Origin of the sequence: Achromobacter pestifer (assembly GCF_902859625.1) — a bacterium.
GTDB lineage: Bacteria > Pseudomonadota > Gammaproteobacteria > Burkholderiales > Burkholderiaceae_B > Achromobacter > Achromobacter pestifer.
Genome location: NZ_CADIJX010000005.1, coordinates 163,803 through 181,680 on the forward strand (window position 1 = coordinate 163,803; position 17,878 = coordinate 181,680).

The following is a 17,878-nucleotide window of genomic DNA, read 5'->3' on the forward strand; positions in this document are numbered from 1 at the left end:
AGCCACCATGACTGACACACTGGACGACTGCATCGTCTTCGCCGAACGCTTGGCCGAAGAAGCCCGTGAGCTGTACGCGCCGTACTTGAACACTGCGCCGCGCACCGACCTCAAGCCGGATCGCAGCCTTGTCACCGCGTTGGACCACGCCATCGAGGCGCATTTGCGGACGCGCATCGAAGACGCCTACCCCTACCACGGCATCTATGGCGAAGAAGGCGGGACCGTCCGGCTGGACGCGGAGTACGTCTGGGTGCTGGACCCGATCGACGGCACCGCGCCCTTCATCGCCGGTGTGCCAGTATTCGGCACGCTCATCGCGCTGCTGCGGCGTGGCACTCCCGTGCTGGGCGTGATGGACTTCCCTGCCACTCGCGACCGCTGGATCGGCGCGCAAGGCCGCGCCACCCAGCATCAAGGCCAGACTTGCCACACGCGCGCCTGCGGCCATCTGGGTGATGCCATGCTCAGCACCAGCAACCCCGATTTCTACGCTCCCGAAGAACTCCCCGCCTTCCAGGCACTACGCGAACGCACCCGCTGGCGCATTTACGGCGGCTGCTGCCTGGCTTATGGGCTGTTGGCCTCTGGCCGCACGGATGTCGCCATCGACGCCAAGCTGGCCCTGTACGACTACGCCCCTTTCATTCCCGTCATCCAGGGCGCGGGCGGCGTCATCACCGACTGGGACGGCCGCGCGTTAAGCCTGGACAACCCCAGCTCGCGCATTCTTGCCGCCGGCGATGCCGAACGGCACCGCGAAGCGCTGGATCTATTGCGCCACGCCATGGGCTGAACCCAGCCCTGGACCGCCGACGGCGGTCAATCCCCTCGCACCGACGTGTTTCCTCTTGGGCCAGGAGCCTCCTGCCATGGATATCCGCATTCAAAATCTTTGCATCTCGTATAGCAGCCAGCGCGTCATCGACGGGCTGAACCTGGACATTGCTCCGGGGTGTTTCTTCACCTTGCTGGGCCCTAGCGGTTGCGGCAAGACAACCCTGCTGCGCACAATCGCCGGCTTCATTCCGATCGAGTCTGGCCGCCTGCTGTTTGGCGGCAAAGACGTCACGCACGTGCCTGCGCACCAACGCAACATCGGCATGGTGTTCCAGGACTACGCGCTCTTTCCCAACCGCAGTGTCTTCGACAATGCGGCCTACGGCCTGCGCGCCCGGAAAGTCGCCCCGGCCCTGATCAAACAAAGAGTGGAGGCCGCGTTGGACCGCGTGGGCCTGGCCCAATACGGCAAGCGTCTGCCCGCCGAACTTTCCGGTGGCCAACGCCAACGTGTGGCGCTGGCCCGCGCCCTGGTCATCCAACCCCAGGTCTTGCTGATGGACGAGCCTCTGTCGAACCTGGATGCCAAACTGCGCATCCAAGTCAGACAGACCATCGCGGAATTGCAGCGTGAAGCGGGCATCACCACCGTCTTCGTCACCCATGACCAGGAAGAAGCGCTTGCGCTGTCCGATCAGATCGCGGTCATGGAAAAGGGGCGCGTCGCGCAGTTGGGAACGCCGCGCGAGATCTACGGAAACCCCGCCAGCGGATATGTCGCCGACTTCATTGGCTCGGCCAACCTGCTGCCGGTGGAATGCATCGCCCCCGCGGCCGGCGCGGTGCGGCTGGACGTGGACGGGCACGCCGTTGCCGCGCATGCGCCTGGGCCGCTGAACGGCCCCGCGATGCTGATCGCGCGGCCAGAAGACATCCGCCTGACCGCAGCATCGAGCGTCGGCATACCCGCGCGCATCGTTGCGGAACAGTACCTGGGCATCAAGATGCACTACCGTGTGCAATTGCCCGGCGGCCGCCTCATGAATGTGGACGTGCACGGCGGACAGGCCTCGCCGCTGGCCCGGGGCATGGCGGTCAGCCTGGTATTCGATCCGAGCAAAACGCTGGTGCTGACATCATGAAGCGGCTGATCCACTCGCTCCGGTCGCCCTGGACCTGGCTATCCCTGGCAGTTTTGGCGGTACTGGCCGTCTTCCTGGTCTGGCCCGTGCTGAACATCTTGTCGTCCAGCGTGCTGGCTCGCAACGACGACGGCCAATCGGGATGGCAACTGCTGATGGCGGACCCGCGTTACCTGCGCGCCATCGGCAACACGTTGATGCTGGGCGCAGGCGTGACCCTGCTGGCCACCTGCATCGGTGTGCCGCTGGCCTATCTGACTGCCCGCCACCGCTACCCCGGCAAGACGCTGGTATCGATCCTGCCCCTGATCACGCTCGTCATCCCCGAGGTGATCGGCGCGCAGACCTGGCTGATGATCCTGGGCAACAACGGCGTGCTGACGCGAGCCCTGCGCGACGGCCTGGGCCTTACCCCTCCGTCGTTCTATGGCTGGCCCGGACTGCTGACGGTCATGACCTTCACCTATTACGCCTATATCTACATCGGCACGCTGGCGGCGATTCGGGGTTTCGACGTGCAGCTGGAGGAAGCCGCACAAAGCCTGGGCACATCGCCCCCCCTGTCGCGGCTGAAGATCATGGTGCCCGTCGTCATGCCCGCCGTCCTGGCCAGCGCCCTGCTGGTGTTCACGATGGTGGTGGGAAACTTCGCCACCTCGATGATCCTGGGTCATCAAATCGAACTGCTGTCAGTGCTGACCTACCAGGCCTCGGTGTCCGAGACCGGCAGCGATCCGGTCATGCAGAGCACGCTGGCAACCACGTCGATCTCGCTGGTGATGCTGGTGCTGTTCGTCCAACGCTGGATCGTCTCGCGAGGACGCTATGAGATCACGCAGGGGCGCGGCGCACCCGTGACCTCGATGCGCGGCCCCCGCGCACTGATGATGGCGGGCGCCGCCATGACCGTCATGATGCTGTCCATGCTGCCGCTGGGCACCCTGGCCGTGGGCGCCTTCACGCGGGCGCATGGCCCGGTGATGCGCTGGGGGGAATGGACGGTCGCGAACCTTGAGCGCGTGCTGATCAGCGCGCCAGCGCCCGTCTTGAACTCCATCGTCTATGCAGGCATCGCCACGCTGATCGCCATCGCCTTCAGCACCCTTGCCAGCTACCTGATCGTCAAGAAGCGCAACCTGCTGACGCCCTGGCTGGACTACCTGAGCTCAATCCCGCTGGCGTTGTCCGGCACCGTCATCGGCATCGGCCTGCTGATGACCTTCGGCCACGGCGCATTCGACCTGTCGGGCACGGCTTCGCTGATCGTGCTGGCGTACATCGTCCGACGCCTGCCGTTTGGCGTGCGCAATGCCTCGTCCACGCTCTTCAACTTGCCTGACTCGATCGAGGAAGCCTCCGTCAGCCTTGGCGTGCCACCGCTGGCGTCCTTCCTGAAAGTCGTGCTGCCGTTGATGGTGCCGGCCATCGCTGCCGCAGCCGTGCTGACATGGACCACCACGGTGTCGGAGCTCAGTGCGTCGGTCATCGTGTATTCACCCGGGCACGAAACGCTACCCATCCAGATATTCCGGCTGATTGACAGCGGTCTCATGGCCCAAGCGTCCGCCTATGGGCTGGTGCTGATCACCGTGATCCTGGCGCCCGTGTTGCTGGCGACGCGGATATTCAAACTTCGGCTCTTCGCCTGAGCCAAGTGCATTCAACCCTAGCGCAAGAGGCATCCCATGATCCACACTCCTTCGTTCACCCGCCGCCAATGGCTCAAGCTGCTGGCCGCCAGCGGCGGCGCATGCGCGCTCCCTGCCCGCACCTGGGCCCAACGCGCCGAGCAGGTCGTGCTGTACACGACCCTGAACTCGCAATCGGTGGAAACCGCCAGCGACATCGCCCGCGACGTACTGCCCAACATCCGTCCCAGCGCCGTGGTGGGTGGCAGCAGCCAGTTGCTCAAACGGATCGAGGCTGAGGCCGCCCGACCCAAGAGCGACCTGTTCTGGACATCCAGCGCCAACGTCATGCATGGCTACCGGGCATTGTTTGAATCCTACCTGTCGCCCGAAGCCGCGGCGATTCCGGACGCGTTGCATGGCCCCGACAACCTCTGGACAGCCGCCAATGTCCATATCGTCGTGGGCATGGTCAATGCGCGTCAGTTGCCCGGCGCCGCGCCTGCCTCCTGGGCCGACCTGACCGACCGCCGCTTCAAGGGCAAGGTCATCATCGGCGACCCTGGCAATAGCTCCACCGCCTACTCCGCGTTGTGGGGCATCGAGCGCGTGCTGGGCGCCGATGGCCTGAAAGCGCTGGCCCGCAACGTCAGCATCTCCAGCTCGGCCTCGCATGTGGTGCGCAGCGTGGGGCAAGGCGAGTACGCGGTGGGCATCACCTTCGAGTCCACTGCCTACCCTTACGTGGCCGGTGGCCAGAAAGAGATCAGTATCCTCTACCCCCAGGACGGCACCTTCATCGTGGCCGACAACATGGCCCTGGTGAAGAACGCGCCGAACCTGAGCGCCGCCAAGCGCATGTATGACTTGCTGCTGTCACACCAGATGCAACTGGCGCTGCTGCAAAACGCATTCCGACGCCCCAGCCGGAACGATATCGACGTCAGCAAGTATCTGGACATGCCATCGCTTGCCGACATCAAGATCATCGCGGCGGACGAAGCCGAGGCGGCTGCCGACCGCGATGCCTTCCTGCGCCGCTGGCGTGCGCACGTCGCTGCCACGCGCGGAGCCTGACGCGAAGCCCCGGGGGCTGCCGCCCCCACAGAAAAGCGGCCCGAAGGCCGCTTTTCCTTTGCATTTACCAGCGATACCGCAAGCTGGCCTTGACCGAACGCTGATAGCCATACCAGCACCAGGCCTCACTGGTGCAAGACGCGATGTATTCCTTGTCAAACAGGTTCTGCACGTTCAGTGCCACCTGCATGCCCTTCAACGACGGCGACACCCGGCCCAGGTCGTAGTCCAGCATCAGGTCGAACAACGTGACGGAAGGCACCTTCATGGTGTTGGTGTCATTCACATATGACGAGCCGATATAGCGCACACCGCCGCCCACACCCATGCCCGCCAGCGGCCCCTCCTGCAACTGATAGCGCGCCCACGCCGACGCCTGTTGCGACGGCACGCCCGGCGGGGACTTACCCTTCAGGTCCAGGCCGGCCAGGCTGGGATTGGCCTTGGAGTATTCGTTGTTCATCAACGAATACGCTGCCACCAGCGTCAGCCCACGCATGGGTTCCGTCTTGGCTTCCAGTTCGATCCCCTGGGTGCGCAACTCGCCTGCCTGAATCGAGCACCGGCCGCCTGCCGTGCCGCAGATGTGAGTCGGATCGGGATCGGTGGTCGTCATGTTTTCGCGGCGGATGTCGAAGGCCGCGAACGACAGCATCGTGGCGCTGCCCGGAGGCTGGTACTTGATGCCGACTTCGTACTGGTTGCCTTCGATCGGCTTGAACGGCACATTTTGCCAGCCCGTACCCGACTGCGGCTCGAACGATTCGGAATAGCTGAAGTAAGGCGCCACGCCGTTGTCAAAGTTGTAGATCACGCCCAATCGGCCCGTGAACGCCTCCGCGCTCAGGGATGACGGCGCAACGCGGCCCGTCGCGATGGTGGTGGTCTCACCCACCGTGCGTGACCAATCGTAGCGCCCGCCCAACAGTACCGACAGCCGATCGATCTTGATCTGGTCCTGGAAATACAGGCCCGTCTGGTATTGCCTGGACGTCGCGTCGGTCGAGAAAGCCGGCGTCGGAATGTTCTGATGGTTGTCCGGGTTCAGCACGTACAGCGCAGGCGCCGTGCCAAAGCCCGACAAGGTGTCCGTCTTCACGTGTTGATAGTCAAAACCCAGCAGCACCGTATGGCCGAAGACCCCGGTGTTGAAGCGCGCCTGCATGTTGTTGTCGATGGTCAATGCGCCCACATCGACATCGGTGGCAATCGACGCGCGCTGCTGGTACAGATACGTCTTGTCCGTGTAGCCATAGTTGGGCGTCGACGCACCGTAGATGCTGCGGTACTTCGCTTCAGAGCGCGTCCAGCGCACGCTTTGCGTCGCCTTGAACGTATCGTTGAAGCGGTGATCCAGTACATAACCCAGCGAATAGCTCTTGCGATCGCTCTTTTCAAAGTTGGCGTCGCCATCGTAGTAATTCGCGGGCAGGCGAATGCCGTCGGGCGCTGATTGCAGCGTGCGCATCGACGACACGGTACCGTACGAACCCATGTCGGGATCGCGCTGGAAATTCGTCAGCACGGTCAGCGAGGTATCCCCATTGGGTTTCCACGTGAATGCCGGTGCGACGAAGTAGCGGCGTTCCTTGGTGTCCTTGACCTGGCCGTCCGACATATAGCCCGAGCCCACCAGGCGATAGAGGTACTTGCCCTCTTCGTCCATCGGGCCGCCGAAATCGAAGTTGGCGCGGCCGTAGTCATAGTTGCCCACCTGCACTTCCACTTCACGCAGCGTCTCTTCCAGCGGACGTTTGCTGACCTGGTTCACCACGCCGCCGGGGCCGCCCTGGCCATACATGACCGATGCCGGCCCCTTCAGCACATCCACGCGCTCCAGGCGATAGGCGTCCACTTGCGGCAAGGCGTCACGTCCGCCAAAGACGCGCAGGCCGTCCAGATAGGTAGATGCCGAGAAACCTCGCACGCTGAACTGGTCCAGGCGCGTGGCGGTGGCGCCGCGCGATTCAGTGGCCACGCCGGCCGTGTATCGCAGCACCTGGTTCAAGGTCTGCGCGCCCTGTTCGGTAATCTGTTCGCGCGTGATGACGGACACCGATTGCGGCGTCTCGATCAGCGGCGTATCCGTCTTGGTGGCGCTGACGCTGGCGCGGGCCACATAGCCCACCGTGGGCGCCAAGGCGCTGTCCGACATACCTGACACCGTTACCGGCGCCAGCACATGCGTATCGCCCGACGCCGCCGGCGCAGGCACCAGCGTCCAGGTATTGCCCGATTGCGCGCGTGCCTGCAAACCGCTGCCGGCCAGGATGCGGGCAAAGCCGGCCCCTACCGAGTACGCGCCATTCAGCCCTTCAGAGCGACGGCCACGCACCAAGGCAGGATCGAACGACAGGATCACACCGGCGCTGCGCGCGAACTGCGTCAGCGCATCGGCCAACTGGCCAGCGGGAATCTGGTAGCTACGCTGCGCGTTGGCGGCGGCGGGCACAGGTTGCGCCCAGGCAGCAGGCATGCCGGCGGCAAGCGCGCTCGCGCAGGTGGCCGCCAGCACGGCCATGCGGCCGGCGGTCAGCGTAGTGCGCAAACGCGCGTGAGATGAAGCAGACACAAAAACTCTCCCTATACGGTGGTCTATCTCTGCCTTTCCGTATGGGAATCGAAAACCTGCAACGCGCCAGGAAAAAAATTTCCAACGTGGTCGCTGTCAGACCTCGCGAGGGCCGACCTGTAGCCAATACTGCGTGTGCCGCGTGACGGAGATGGGCAACGCGGGTTCCAGCGCCCTGAGCGCGCGTTCGGCGTCATCCAACGGAAAGACACCGGACAGCCTCAGGTCGGCCACGGTCGGATCCACGCGGATCACGCCCACGCGCTGACGCGCCAGATACTGGGCGAAATAATCCAGGCGCCAATCCTTGGCCACCACCAGGCCGTCCACCCAGGCCAGGCGATCCGGGTCCGACGCATTGCGGCTGACGCCGCCACCATCGCCAAAGCCCAGCCGCTCGCCAGCTGACGCATGCGTCCATACCCCATCACGCAATAACGCGACGCTACCTTCGTAGACGTCCAGCCGTGAGCCTTCGCCGGTACGGCGCAAATCGAACCGGGCGCGCTCGGCGCGCAGCTCGCCGTATCCCGTATCCACGCGCAAGGCGTCGACGCCCGAACGCAATTCGGTATTCACCAGGACTTCACCGCGCAGCAAATCGATGCCGCGCGCCTTGCCGGTCAAGTGCAGACGCACCGCGCTGTCGCTGTTCAAGGTGATGAGCAAGCCGTCGGCCAGCGCCACGCTGCGCCGCTCTCCCACGCTTGTGCTCAGGTCCGCGGCCAACCGTTGCCACGGCGTATGCCAATAGCCCGCCCAGCCGGTAGCGGCAAGGCCCGTGAACGCCAGCAGCCCGCGCAGTGCGTCGCGGCGTCCGCGCGACGGCGGTGAGGCCAGCGCGGCATGCGCCAACGCGGCCGGCACCCGGCGTGCGTCGCGGCCAATCGCCTGCAAGCGGTCCCATGCCTGCTGGTGCGTCGTGTCCGCTTCCAGCCAGGCACGACAGGATTCCCGGTCGTGCGCGTCGGCCAAGCCGGATTGCAGCTTGGCCCACCAGGCGATGGCCTGGCGCACGACCGGGTCCGGCGGCATGCCGTGCACGGAGTTACTCATGAAACGCCGCATAGCACGCGGACATCGCGCGCACCATGTACTGTTGAACGGAACTCAGGGACACACCCAGGCGCTGGGCGATTTGGGGATAGGTCAGGCCATCCAGCTGCGACAGCAAGAAAGCCGAACGCGCCTTGGGCGGCAGGCCTTCCAGCAAACGGTCCAGCTGCATCAACGATTGCAACTGCTCAGCCTGTGTCTCGGGTGATGGCGCGTAGGCGTCTGGCACCGTCGCCAGATAGGCCAGATACGCATGCTCCAGCGCGGCATGACGGCGGTAGTCCACCACCAGCCCCTTGGCGATCGTGGTCAGCAAGGCGCGGGCCTCGTTCACACGTACTGCCTTGCGCCCCTGAATCACCCGCACGAAGACATCCTGCGCCAAGTCCTCGGCGTGATGTGCGCACCCTAGCTTGCGGCGCAGCCACCCGAACAGCCAGGGACGATGATCACGATACAGGCCATCGACAGGCGCGACGGCGACGTCTGCGCACGGGGCCGATGCAGGGAGATAAGGGGAAGACACGATTGAGACTGCGGTGCGGGACCAGAAGTCTCAAAATCTTAATTGATAATGACTTGCGTTACCAATCCTATATCCGTCCGACCCCATAACAGGGGCCGGATGCGGCATAACTACAACGTCACGGTCAGCCGGCGTTCCGATTCCAGGTATTCACGCGACTGCATTTCAAGAATGCGCGACACCGTGCGATGGAATTCATTGGCCAGCGCCCCTTCCGTATAGATCTCTTCCGGCTCGCATTCGGCCGACATGATGAGCTTCACACGGTGGTCATAGAACACGTCGATCAGCCACGTGAAGCGGCGTGCCTCGGACGCTTGGCGCGGACCCATCTTCGGCACGCCGGACAAGATCACGGCATGGAAGCGATTGGCCAGTTCCAGATAGTCGTTCTGCGAACGCGGGCCGCCACAAAGCGTGGCGAAGTCGAACCATACGACCGAACCCGCCAACGCCAGCGCGCGAATCTCGCGGTGTTCGATATGCAGCACGGGTTCCTGCGGCGGCGTATCGGCCAGGCTGTCGAAGGCCTTCTGCAATGCCTGCTGCGCGTGCTCGTCCAGCGGCGTGTGATAGCACTGCACCTGCTCCAGCGAACGGCGGCGGTAATCGATGCCGGCATCCACGTTCAGCACATCCATGCGCGCCTGGATCAGCGCAATCGCGGGCAGCACGCGGTCGCGGTGCAGGCCGTCGGTGTACAGCGTGGACGGTTCGTAGTTGGACGTCATCACGAACGATGTGCCGTACTCGAACAGCTTGAACAACAAGCGGTGCAGGATCATCGCGTCGGCCACATCCGACACGTGGAATTCATCAAAGCAGATCAGGCGATAGCGCTTGGCGACCCGCTTGGCCACTTCGTCCAAGGGATCCTGCATGCCCTTCACATCTTCCAGTTCGCGATGCACGCCACGCATGAATTCGTGAAAATGCAGGCGCGTCTTGCGCACAACGGGCACGGTCGCGTAGAAGGCATCCATCAGGAAGCTCTTGCCACGGCCCACTCCGCCCCACAGATACACGCCGCGCGGCACGTCGGGCCGGTTCAGCAATTTCTTCAGCGCGTTCGAGCGCATCGACTTGAACTTCACCCATTCGTCGTAGTAGCGCTGCAAGCGGTCGATGGCCAGCTTCTGGGCCGCATCGGGCTCGTAGCCGCGTTCGGCAAGGGCTTGTTCGTAGTATTCGCGGACGTTCATGTCGTGGCTGGAACTCAAAATAAAAAAAGGGCGGGTCCGTGAACCCGCCCCCTTGGCATCACAAACGCGATGCGTTGATTAGAAGTTCAACGCACGCTTGTCGACGGCCAGAGCGGCTTCCTTCACGGCTTCCGACAAGGTCGGGTGCGCGTGGCAGATGCGGGCGATGTCTTCGGCGGCGCCACGGAATTCCATGATGGTCACGGCTTCCGAGATCAGTTCCGAGGCCATCGGGCCCACGATGTGCACGCCCAGGACTTCGTCGGTCTTGGCATCGGCGATGACCTTGGCGAAGCCGGTCGTGTCGCCCAGTGCGCGGGCACGGCCGTTGGCCAGGAACGGGAAGCTACCAGCCTTGTACTCGCGGCCTTCGGCCTTGAGCTGCTGTTCGGTCTTGCCCACCCAGGCGATTTCCGGCGACGTGTAGATGACCCACGGCACGGTGTCGAAATTCACGTGGCCATGCTGGCCGGAGATGCGCTCGGCAACCGCCACGCCTTCTTCCTCGGCCTTGTGCGCCAGCATCGGGCCGCGCACGACGTCGCCCACTGCCCAGACGTTCGGCAGGTTGGTCTTGCAGTCGCCGTCGACGGCGACAAAGCCGCGTTCGTCCAACTTCAGGCCCACGGCATCGGCGTTCAAGCCGCCGGTGTAAGGCACGCGGCCGATCGAGACGATCAGCTTGTCCACCACCAGCTTCTGCTCGGCGCCCTTGGCATCGACGTAAGGCACGGTCACCGACTTGGCGGTGGCCTTGATCTCGCCGATCTTCACACCCATCTGGATGTTCAGGCCTTGCTTGGTGAATGCCTTCAAGGCTTCCTTGGCCACTTGTCCGTCAGCGGCAGCCAGGAATTCAGGCATTGCTTCCAGGATGGTGACTTCGGAACCCAGGCGGCGCCACACGCTGCCCATTTCCAGGCCGATCACGCCAGCGCCGATCACGCCCAGCGTCTTCGGCACCGCACCGATGTTCAGGGCGCCGTCGTTGGACAGCACAACCTTTTCGTCGAACGGCAGGCCGGGCAGTTCACGCGCCGACGAACCCGTCGCCACCACAACGTGCTTGGCAACCAGGTCTTCTTCGGTAGTGCCGGTGACCTTGATGGCCCAACCGCCTTCCACTTGGCCGCTGAACGCGCCCATGCCGTGGAAGAACGTGACCTTGTTCTTCTTGAACAGGTACAGGATGCCGTCGTTGTTCTGCTTGACCACCGTGTTCTTGCGGCCGATCAGCGTGTCGAGCTTCAGGCTGACGCCCTTGACTTCGATGCCATGCTCGGCGAAGTGGTGGTTGGCTTGTTCAAAATGCTCGGACGATTGCAACAGCGCCTTGGACGGGATGCAACCGACGTTGGTGCACGTGCCGCCGGGAGCCGGGCCGCCTTGGCCGTTCTGCCAAGCGTCGATGCAAGCGACCGACATGCCGAGTTGGGCTGCGCGGATGGCGGCGATGTAGCCGCCAGGACCTGCGCCGATCACGACGACGTCAAATTGTTTGGACATAGTGTTCTCGCGTGTGAGATGTGGGGTGGAACACGCCCCGCCCGACGCGGTGTTGCCGGAGGCCGGCTGAGAGCCGGCCGGGGCGCCGCAGGCCCGAAAGCCTGATGCGGCGCCGCGCGCGGAGCGTCGAGATTACAGGTCCAGCAACATGCGCTGCGGATCTTCCAGAGCGTCCTTCATGGCAACCAGGCCCAGGACGGCTTCGCGGCCGTCGATGATGCGGTGGTCGTAGGACAGCGCCAGGTAGTTCATCGGGCGGATGACGATCTGGCCGTTTTCAACCACGGCGCGATCCTTCGTGGCGTGCACGCCCAGGATGGCCGATTGCGGCGGGTTGATGATCGGGGTCGACAGCATCGAACCGAACACGCCACCGTTGGAGATCGAGAACGTACCGCCGGTCATTTCTTCAATGCCCAGCTTGCCGTCAGCAGCGCGGCGGCCGAAGTCAGCGATGGTCTTTTCGATTTCAGCGATGGTCAGCTGGTCGGCGTTGCGCAGGATCGGCACCACCAGGCCACGCGGGCTGCCGACAGCGATACCGATGTCGAAGTAGCCGTGATAGATGATGTCCTTGCCGTCGATCGATGCGTTGATCAGCGGGTACTTCTTCAGGGCGGCCACGGCGGCCTTGACGAAGAACGACATGAAGCCCAGCTTGATGCCGTGTTCCTTCTCGAACTTGTCCTTGTACTTGCTGCGCAGATCGATGACCGCTTGCATGTTCACTTCGTTGAACGTGGTCAGGATCGCGTTTTCTTGCTGCGATTGCAGCAGGCGCTCGGCGATGCGGGCGCGCAGGCGGCTCATCGGCACGCGCTGTTCCGGACGGCCGTCGAGCGACAGCGTGGTCGGGGCGGGAGCAGCCGGCGCTTTGGCGGGAGCAGCGGCGGCAGCGGGAGCACTGGCGGCCAGGGCGTCGCCCTTGGTCACGCGGCCATCACGGCCCGAGCCGGCCACGGAAGCGGCGTCAACGCCCTTCTCGGCCAGGATCTTGGCGGCAGCAGGCGAAGCCACGCCAGCAGCAGCGGACGAAGCCGGAGCAGCGGCGGCCGGTGCGGCAGCGGCTTGCTCAGCAGCCTTCGGGGTGGCAGCGGGTGCGGTCGCGGCGGCGGCGGCCTTGCCAGCGGTGTCGATGCGGGCCAGCACTTCGCCCGAAGTCACGGTGCTGCCATCGCCCTTGACGATTTCGGCCAGCACGCCCGAGGCGGGAGCCGGCACTTCCAGCACAACCTTGTCGGTTTCGACTTCGATCAGGATTTCGTCCGCTTCAACGGCTGCGCCCGGCTGCTTCTTCCAGGTCAGCAGGGTTGCTTCGGAAACGGATTCGGAAAGTTGGGGGACGACGACGTCGGTAATAGCCATTTTGTTTGTTCCGTAAAGTTTGTGTTCTGGTCACGCGGCGCGGCAAGGTTTGAAACGGGGTTCCAGAACGCTTGCCGCCCGCGGCGCGTGCATCAAGCCAGGGTTACTTCGTCAACATGACCTTGAACTTGGGCGAGAAAGCCGTTTCGATCAGGGCCTTCTGCTGCTCTTGGTGCTTGGCCAAGTAGCCCACTGCCGGCGATGCCGACGCGGCGCGACCCGCGTAGCCCAGCTTCTGGCCTTCGACCATGTTCTCGTACACGTGATGCTGCACGTAGAACCAGGCGCCTTGGTTCTGCGGTTCGTCTTGAACCCAGATCACTTCGGTTGCCTTCGGGTACTTGCGCAGTTCCGTTTCAAACGACTTGTGCGCAAACGGATACAGCTGCTCGACACGGACGATTGCGACATTGTCGGCGCCACGTTCGCGACGGGCGTTGACCAGGTCGTAATACACCTTGCCCGAGCAAGCCAGCACGCGCTTGACCTTGCTGGCGTCGATCGTGTCGTCCACTTCGCCGATCACCGGGCGGAAGCTGCCGCCAGCCAGATCGGTCAGCGGCGAACCGGCGTCCTTGTTGCGCAGCAGCGACTTCGGCGTGAACAACACCAGCGGCTTGCGGAACGGGCGGATCATCTGGCGGCGCAGAACGTGGAAGATCTGCGAGGCAGAGGTCGGCTGGACCACTTGCATGTTGTTGTCGGCGCACAGTTGCAGGAAGCGCTCGATACGGCCCGAGGAGTGCTCGGGGCCTTGGCCTTCGTAGCCGTGCGGCAGCATCAAGGTCAGGCCCGACTGGCGGCCCCACTTGGCTTCGCCGGAGCTGATGAACTGGTCGATCACGACCTGTGCACCGTTGACGAAGTCGCCGAATTGGCCTTCCCAGATGGTCAGGGTGTTCGGTTCAGCGCTGGAGTAGCCGTATTCAAAGGCCAGCACGGCCTCTTCGGACAGCACCGAGTCGATGACGGTGAACGGAGCCTGGCCTTCCGATACGTTTTGCAGCGGAATGAAGGTGCCGTCGTTCCAGCGTTCGCGGTTCTGGTCGTGCAGCACGGCGTGGCGGTGCGTGAACGTGCCACGGCCCGAGTCCTGGCCGGTGATGCGGATGGCGTAGCCCGAGGACACCAGGGTCGCGAAGGCAAGGTGTTCGCCCATGCCCCAGTCCAGGTTCAGTTCGCCCTTGGCCATGTTGCGGCGGTCGTTCAGCAGCTTGGCGACCAGCGGGTGCACCGTGAAGCCTTCCGGAACCGTGGTGATGCGTTCGCCGATGCGCTTGAGCTCGGCCAGCGGCACCGCGGTGTCGGCCTGGTCGGTCCACTTGGCGCCCAGGAACGGCGACCAGTCGATGGCGTACTTGCTCTTGTAGTCGGTCAGCACCGGTTCGATCGTGCGCTGGCCGTCTTCCATCAGTTGACGGTAGTCCTTGACCAGTTGATCGGCTTCGCCCTCAGCCAGCACGCCTTGCGTGGTCAGCTTGTCGGCATACAGCTTGCGCGTGCCGGGGTGATGGCCGATGCGCTTGTACATCAAGGGCTGCGTCAGCGACGGGGTGTCTTGTTCGTTGTGGCCCAGCTTGCGGAAGCAAACGATGTCCACGACGATGTCGTGACGGAATTGCAGACGGTAGTCCAGGGCCAGCTTGGTGACGAACACCACGGCTTCGGGATCGTCGCCGTTCACGTGGAACACCGGGGCTTCGATCATCTTGACCACGTCGGTGCAATACAGCGTCGAACGCGAGTCGCGCGGGTCGGACGTGGTGAAGCCGATCTGGTTGTTGATGACGATGTGCAGCGTGCCGCCCGTGCCGTAGCCGCGGGTTTGCGCCAAGTTCAGCGTTTCCATGACCACGCCCTGGCCGGCGAAAGCCGCGTCGCCGTGCACCAGCACCGGCAACACTTGCTTGCCTTCGGCGTCGCCGCGGCGTTCCTGGCGAGCGCGCACGCTGCCTTCGACCACGGGGTTGACGATTTCCAGGTGGGACGGGTTGAACGCCAACGACAAGTGAACCGGACCACCACGGGTGGACAGATCGCTGGAGAAGCCGTTGTGGTACTTCACGTCGCCGTCGGTCAGGCCTTCGGCGTGCTTGCCTTCAAACTCGGCGAACAGGTCGCCGGGCATCTTGCCCATGATGTTCACGAGCAGGTTCAGGCGGCCGCGGTGGGCCATGCCGACCACGATTTCCTGAACGCCGTTTTCACCGGCGTGGTTCACCACTTCGTCCATCGAGGCGATGAAGCTTTCGCCGCCTTCCAGCGAGAAACGCTTCTGGCCGACGTACTTGGTGTGCAGGAAGCGCTCAAGCCCTTCGGACTCGGTCAGCTGCTGCAGGATGTGGCGCTTTTCTTCGACCGAATAGGCGGGTGCGCCCAGGGTGGTTTCCAGGCGTTCCTGGATCCAGCGCTTGGCGGCGGGGTCGGAGATGTGCGTGAATTCAGCACCGATGCTGCGGCAATACGTATCGCGCAGCGCCTTCAGGATGTCGCGCAGCGTCATGGTGCTGGCGGTCGTGAAGTAGGTGTTGGTGGCCGAGTAGGTCTGGTCCAGATCGGCTTCGGTCAGGCCGTAGAAGGCGGGATCGAGTTCCGGAATCGGGGGACGTTCCTGGCGCTTGAGCGGATCCAGGTCGGCCCAGCGCGAACCCAGCGAACGGTAGGCGGCAATCAGGGATTGCACCGAAACCTGCTTGCTGGCGACGCTCAGATCGGGTTCGGCCGAACGTTGCACGAAGGCGTTGGCGCGGGCACGTTGAGCGAACGATTCGACGATGGGAGCGTGGGCCTGGTCGCGAGTGGATTCCTGGCCGTCGGTTGCGGGGCCGTGCTGCAATTGGTCGAAATATTCGCGCCAATTGTCAGGAACCGAACCGGGATTGTCGAGGTAGGCTTCGTAAAGCTCCTCAACATACGGGGCGTTACCCCCAAAGAGATAAGACGTGGATAGAGATTCTAATTCCGAAGACATATCGCTTCACCTTTACGAGTGCTTCACTCGACACGATGCAGGAAAACCTTCCGCGACACGGGCTTCCCGTTAGCGGATAGCAGGGGCAGAAGGCGCGTACAAGCCTTGAAAGCCGTATGAGGAAGAGTATAACCCTTTGAGTTTACGGACGTCTTCTTGCGTTTCTGTGACGCAAAAGCCGATTCGGAATGCCTGCATGCGGCATTGGAATGTCCGGCGAACCCCTGACATTTCGCCGTCTACACGCCATCAAGTTCCGCTAATCCAAAATGCCGCAGCGCGTCATTTTTTGACCATGAAAATGCGAGTGTTGTGCATTTGCCGCGTCACACCGGCAACGCGGTCGTGGACAGGATCTCTTTCAGCACAAAAAAAGTACGAATCTGGCGTACGCCGGGCAGCTTGATGATCTCGCCCGCATGCAGCTTGTTGAAGCGTTCCAGATCACGTATGCGCAGCATCAGGAAGTAGTCGAATTCGCCCGCCACCAGGTGGCATTCCAGGCAGCCGCTGATACCGCGCGCCGCTTCCTCGAAATCCGTGAAGGACTCGGGTGTGGATCGATCCAGCACCACCCCCACGATGACCAGCGTGGCCATGTCGACGTCCGTCGGCTCCACCAACGCCACGGTCTTCTTGATGACGCCTTCCTGCTTCAGCTTTTCCACTCTGCGCAGACAGGCGGCAGGGCTCAGATGCACGCGCGTGCTCAAGTCCAGGTTCGTGATCTGCGCGTCCTCCTGCAACACGCGCAGGATGTGGCGGTCAATGCGGTCCAGGTCAGACAGGGCAGCCATTTGATATGTCCCTGAAAATTTTATTTCGTTATTGGTTTTATATAAGAAATTTAAAATTCCAAAAAGCGATTTCAACTAATACCAAGGACAGAAAATATAAAAATAACGCAATTGACCGCAAATCCCGGTGATTCCTATGATTTTCCATCCGCGCCCACCCCGCCGCGGTCAGGACCTTATCCCTAGGAGCCCCCATGGATCTGCAACGATTTCCCCGCCATCGCCTGACGTTCGGCGACACCCCCATCGAAAAGCTTGACCGCCTGTCCGCGCATCTTGGCGGCAAAGTCGAGATCTACGCCAAGCGCGAAGACTGCAACAGCGGCCTGGCGTTCGGCGGGAACAAGCTGCGCAAGCTGGAATACCTGATCCCGCAGGCGCTTGAGCAAGGCTGCGACACCTTGGTGACGATCGGTGGCATCCAATCCAACCACACCCGCATGGTGGCGGCGGTGGCCGCCAAATTGGGGCTGGCCTGCGTGTTGGTGCAGGAAAACTGGGTGGACTATTCAGACGCGGTCTATGACCGGGTTGGCAACATCATGATGAGCCGCCTGATGGGCGCCGACGTGCGCCTGGTGGACCAGGGCTTCGACATCGGTTTCCGGCGCAGCTGGGAAGAAGCGCTGGAGGACGTGCGCAAGCGCGGCGGCAAGCCCTACGCGATTCCGGCGGGCGCATCCGACCATGAATTGGGCGGGTTGGGCTATGTGGGTTTCGCCGAGGAAGTGCGGCGGCAAGAGGCCGAACTGGGTTTCAAATTCGACTACATCGTCGTATGCGCCGTCACCGGCAGCACGCAGGCCGGCATGGTGGTGGGCTTTGCGGCCGACGGACGCGCTGACCGCGTCATCGGCATCGACGCATCGGCCACGCCGGACCAGACTCGCGCACAGATCCTGCGCATCGCGCGCCGCACGGCCGATCTGGTGGGGCTTGCGCAACCCATCGCCGACAGCGACGTGGTGCTGGACACGCGCTACGCTTATCCGGCCTACGGTTTGCCATCAGCCGAGACCAATGAAGCCATCCGCACCTGCGCACGCCTGGAAGGCATGATGACCGACCCTGTCTACGAAGGTAAATCCATGCAGGCAATGATGGACATCATCCAGCGCGGCGAAATCCCGGCAGGGTCAAAAGTCCTGTATGCGCACCTGGGAGGGGTGCCGGCGATCAACGCCTACAGCTTTCTGTACCGGAATGGCTAAGCACGGATTTGGCGCGGCCGGCTTCGGATCAATGGGGTGGCCGGC

At 63.2% G+C, this 17,878-nt stretch carries 13 protein-coding genes; 5 read left to right on the plus strand and 8 right to left on the minus strand.

Annotated elements, in window-relative coordinates; genetic code table 11:
* Positions 1–7: 7 nt before the first annotated feature.
* The 4 genes from HV753_RS19950 to HV753_RS19965 all read left to right on the plus strand — a co-directional run bounded on the left by HV753_RS19950 (position 8) and on the right by HV753_RS19965 (position 4,627).
* On the plus strand, positions 8–796 hold the full coding sequence (locus HV753_RS19950; protein WP_175176334.1) for an inositol monophosphatase family protein: 789 nt from the start codon (positions 8–10) through the stop codon (positions 794–796).
* A gap of 76 nt (positions 797–872) precedes the next feature.
* Positions 873–1,922: an ABC transporter ATP-binding protein gene (locus HV753_RS19955; RefSeq protein WP_175176335.1), complete on the plus strand. Its 1,050-nt coding sequence runs from the start codon at positions 873–875 to the stop codon at positions 1,920–1,922.
* Positions 1,919–3,571, plus strand: coding sequence for an ABC transporter permease (locus tag HV753_RS19960; RefSeq protein ID WP_175176336.1), 1,653 nt, complete (start codon positions 1,919–1,921; stop codon positions 3,569–3,571). Before HV753_RS19955 ends, HV753_RS19960 begins: the two co-directional genes overlap by 4 nt.
* Before the next feature lie 36 nt (positions 3,572–3,607).
* Positions 3,608–4,627, plus strand: coding sequence for an extracellular solute-binding protein (locus HV753_RS19965; protein ID WP_175176337.1), 1,020 nt, complete (start codon positions 3,608–3,610; stop codon positions 4,625–4,627).
* Positions 4,628–4,691: 64 nt separating this feature from the next.
* Here the strand turns inward: HV753_RS19965 and HV753_RS19970 are convergent, their stop codons facing one another.
* The 8 genes from HV753_RS19970 to HV753_RS20005 form a co-directional block, all read right to left on the minus strand.
* Positions 4,692–7,148 (minus strand): TonB-dependent siderophore receptor, encoded by a 2,457-nt coding sequence (locus tag HV753_RS19970; protein ID WP_425485915.1) that lies wholly within the window; start codon positions 7,146–7,148, stop codon positions 4,692–4,694.
* 147 nt (positions 7,149–7,295) lie between these two features.
* Positions 7,296–8,255, minus strand: a complete 960-nt coding sequence (locus HV753_RS19975) for a FecR domain-containing protein (protein WP_175176339.1) — start codon at positions 8,253–8,255, stop codon at positions 7,296–7,298.
* The gene (locus HV753_RS19980; RefSeq protein ID WP_175176340.1) at positions 8,248–8,781 is read right to left on the minus strand and encodes a sigma-70 family RNA polymerase sigma factor; all 534 of its coding nucleotides are present in this window, start codon (positions 8,779–8,781) and stop codon (positions 8,248–8,250) included. The genes HV753_RS19975 and HV753_RS19980 overlap by 8 nt, the downstream gene beginning before the upstream one ends.
* 110 nt (positions 8,782–8,891) lie before the next feature.
* On the minus strand, positions 8,892–9,983 hold the full coding sequence (gene zapE / locus HV753_RS19985; RefSeq protein ID WP_175176341.1) for a cell division protein ZapE: 1,092 nt from the start codon (positions 9,981–9,983) through the stop codon (positions 8,892–8,894).
* A 78-nt stretch (positions 9,984–10,061) separates the two neighbouring features.
* Positions 10,062–11,489 carry a dihydrolipoyl dehydrogenase gene (lpdA, locus tag HV753_RS19990; protein ID WP_175176342.1) on the minus strand — a complete coding sequence of 476 codons (1,428 nt, stop codon included), beginning with the start codon at positions 11,487–11,489 and terminating at the stop codon, positions 10,062–10,064.
* A gap of 132 nt (positions 11,490–11,621) precedes the next feature.
* Positions 11,622–12,854, minus strand: coding sequence for a 2-oxoglutarate dehydrogenase complex dihydrolipoyllysine-residue succinyltransferase (odhB, locus tag HV753_RS19995; protein ID WP_175176343.1), 1,233 nt, complete (start codon positions 12,852–12,854; stop codon positions 11,622–11,624).
* Between the two features lie 103 nt (positions 12,855–12,957).
* Entirely contained in the window at positions 12,958–15,825 is a 2,868-nt protein-coding gene (locus HV753_RS20000; protein WP_175176344.1) for a 2-oxoglutarate dehydrogenase E1 component, read from the minus strand.
* Between the two features lie 326 nt (positions 15,826–16,151).
* Positions 16,152–16,622, minus strand: coding sequence for an Lrp/AsnC family transcriptional regulator (locus tag HV753_RS20005; RefSeq protein ID WP_175176345.1), 471 nt, complete (start codon positions 16,620–16,622; stop codon positions 16,152–16,154).
* A gap of 194 nt (positions 16,623–16,816) precedes the next feature.
* Between HV753_RS20005 and HV753_RS20010 the strand changes: the two genes are divergently transcribed.
* Entirely contained in the window at positions 16,817–17,833 is a 1,017-nt protein-coding gene (locus HV753_RS20010) for a 1-aminocyclopropane-1-carboxylate deaminase (protein WP_175176346.1), read from the plus strand.
* The last annotated feature ends 45 nt before the right edge of the window (positions 17,834–17,878 follow it).

Bases quoted from the DNA above. Each gene is read 5' to 3' on its own strand.
- HV753_RS19950 (WP_175176334.1), top strand. From the start codon at position 8: ATGACTGACACACTGGACGACTGCATCGTCTTCGCCGAACGCTTGGCC.
- HV753_RS19955 (WP_175176335.1), top strand. From the start codon at position 873: ATGGATATCCGCATTCAAAATCTTTGCATCTCGTATAGCAGCCAGCGC.
- HV753_RS19960 (WP_175176336.1), top strand. From the start codon at position 1,919: ATGAAGCGGCTGATCCACTCGCTCCGGTCGCCCTGGACCTGGCTATCC.
- HV753_RS19965 (WP_175176337.1), top strand. From the start codon at position 3,608: ATGATCCACACTCCTTCGTTCACCCGCCGCCAATGGCTCAAGCTGCTG.
- HV753_RS19970 (WP_425485915.1), bottom strand. From the start codon at position 7,148: ATGGCCGTGCTGGCGGCCACCTGCGCGAGCGCGCTTGCCGCCGGCATG.
- HV753_RS19975 (WP_175176339.1), bottom strand. From the start codon at position 8,255: ATGAGTAACTCCGTGCACGGCATGCCGCCGGACCCGGTCGTGCGCCAG.
- zapE (WP_175176341.1), bottom strand. From the start codon at position 9,983: ATGAACGTCCGCGAATACTACGAACAAGCCCTTGCCGAACGCGGCTAC.
- lpdA (WP_175176342.1), bottom strand. From the start codon at position 11,489: ATGTCCAAACAATTTGACGTCGTCGTGATCGGCGCAGGTCCTGGCGGC.
- odhB (WP_175176343.1), bottom strand. From the start codon at position 12,854: ATGGCTATTACCGACGTCGTCGTCCCCCAACTTTCCGAATCCGTTTCC.
- HV753_RS20000 (WP_175176344.1), bottom strand. From the start codon at position 15,825: ATGTCTTCGGAATTAGAATCTCTATCCACGTCTTATCTCTTTGGGGGT.
- HV753_RS20005 (WP_175176345.1), bottom strand. From the start codon at position 16,622: ATGGCTGCCCTGTCTGACCTGGACCGCATTGACCGCCACATCCTGCGC.
- HV753_RS20010 (WP_175176346.1), top strand. From the start codon at position 16,817: ATGGATCTGCAACGATTTCCCCGCCATCGCCTGACGTTCGGCGACACC.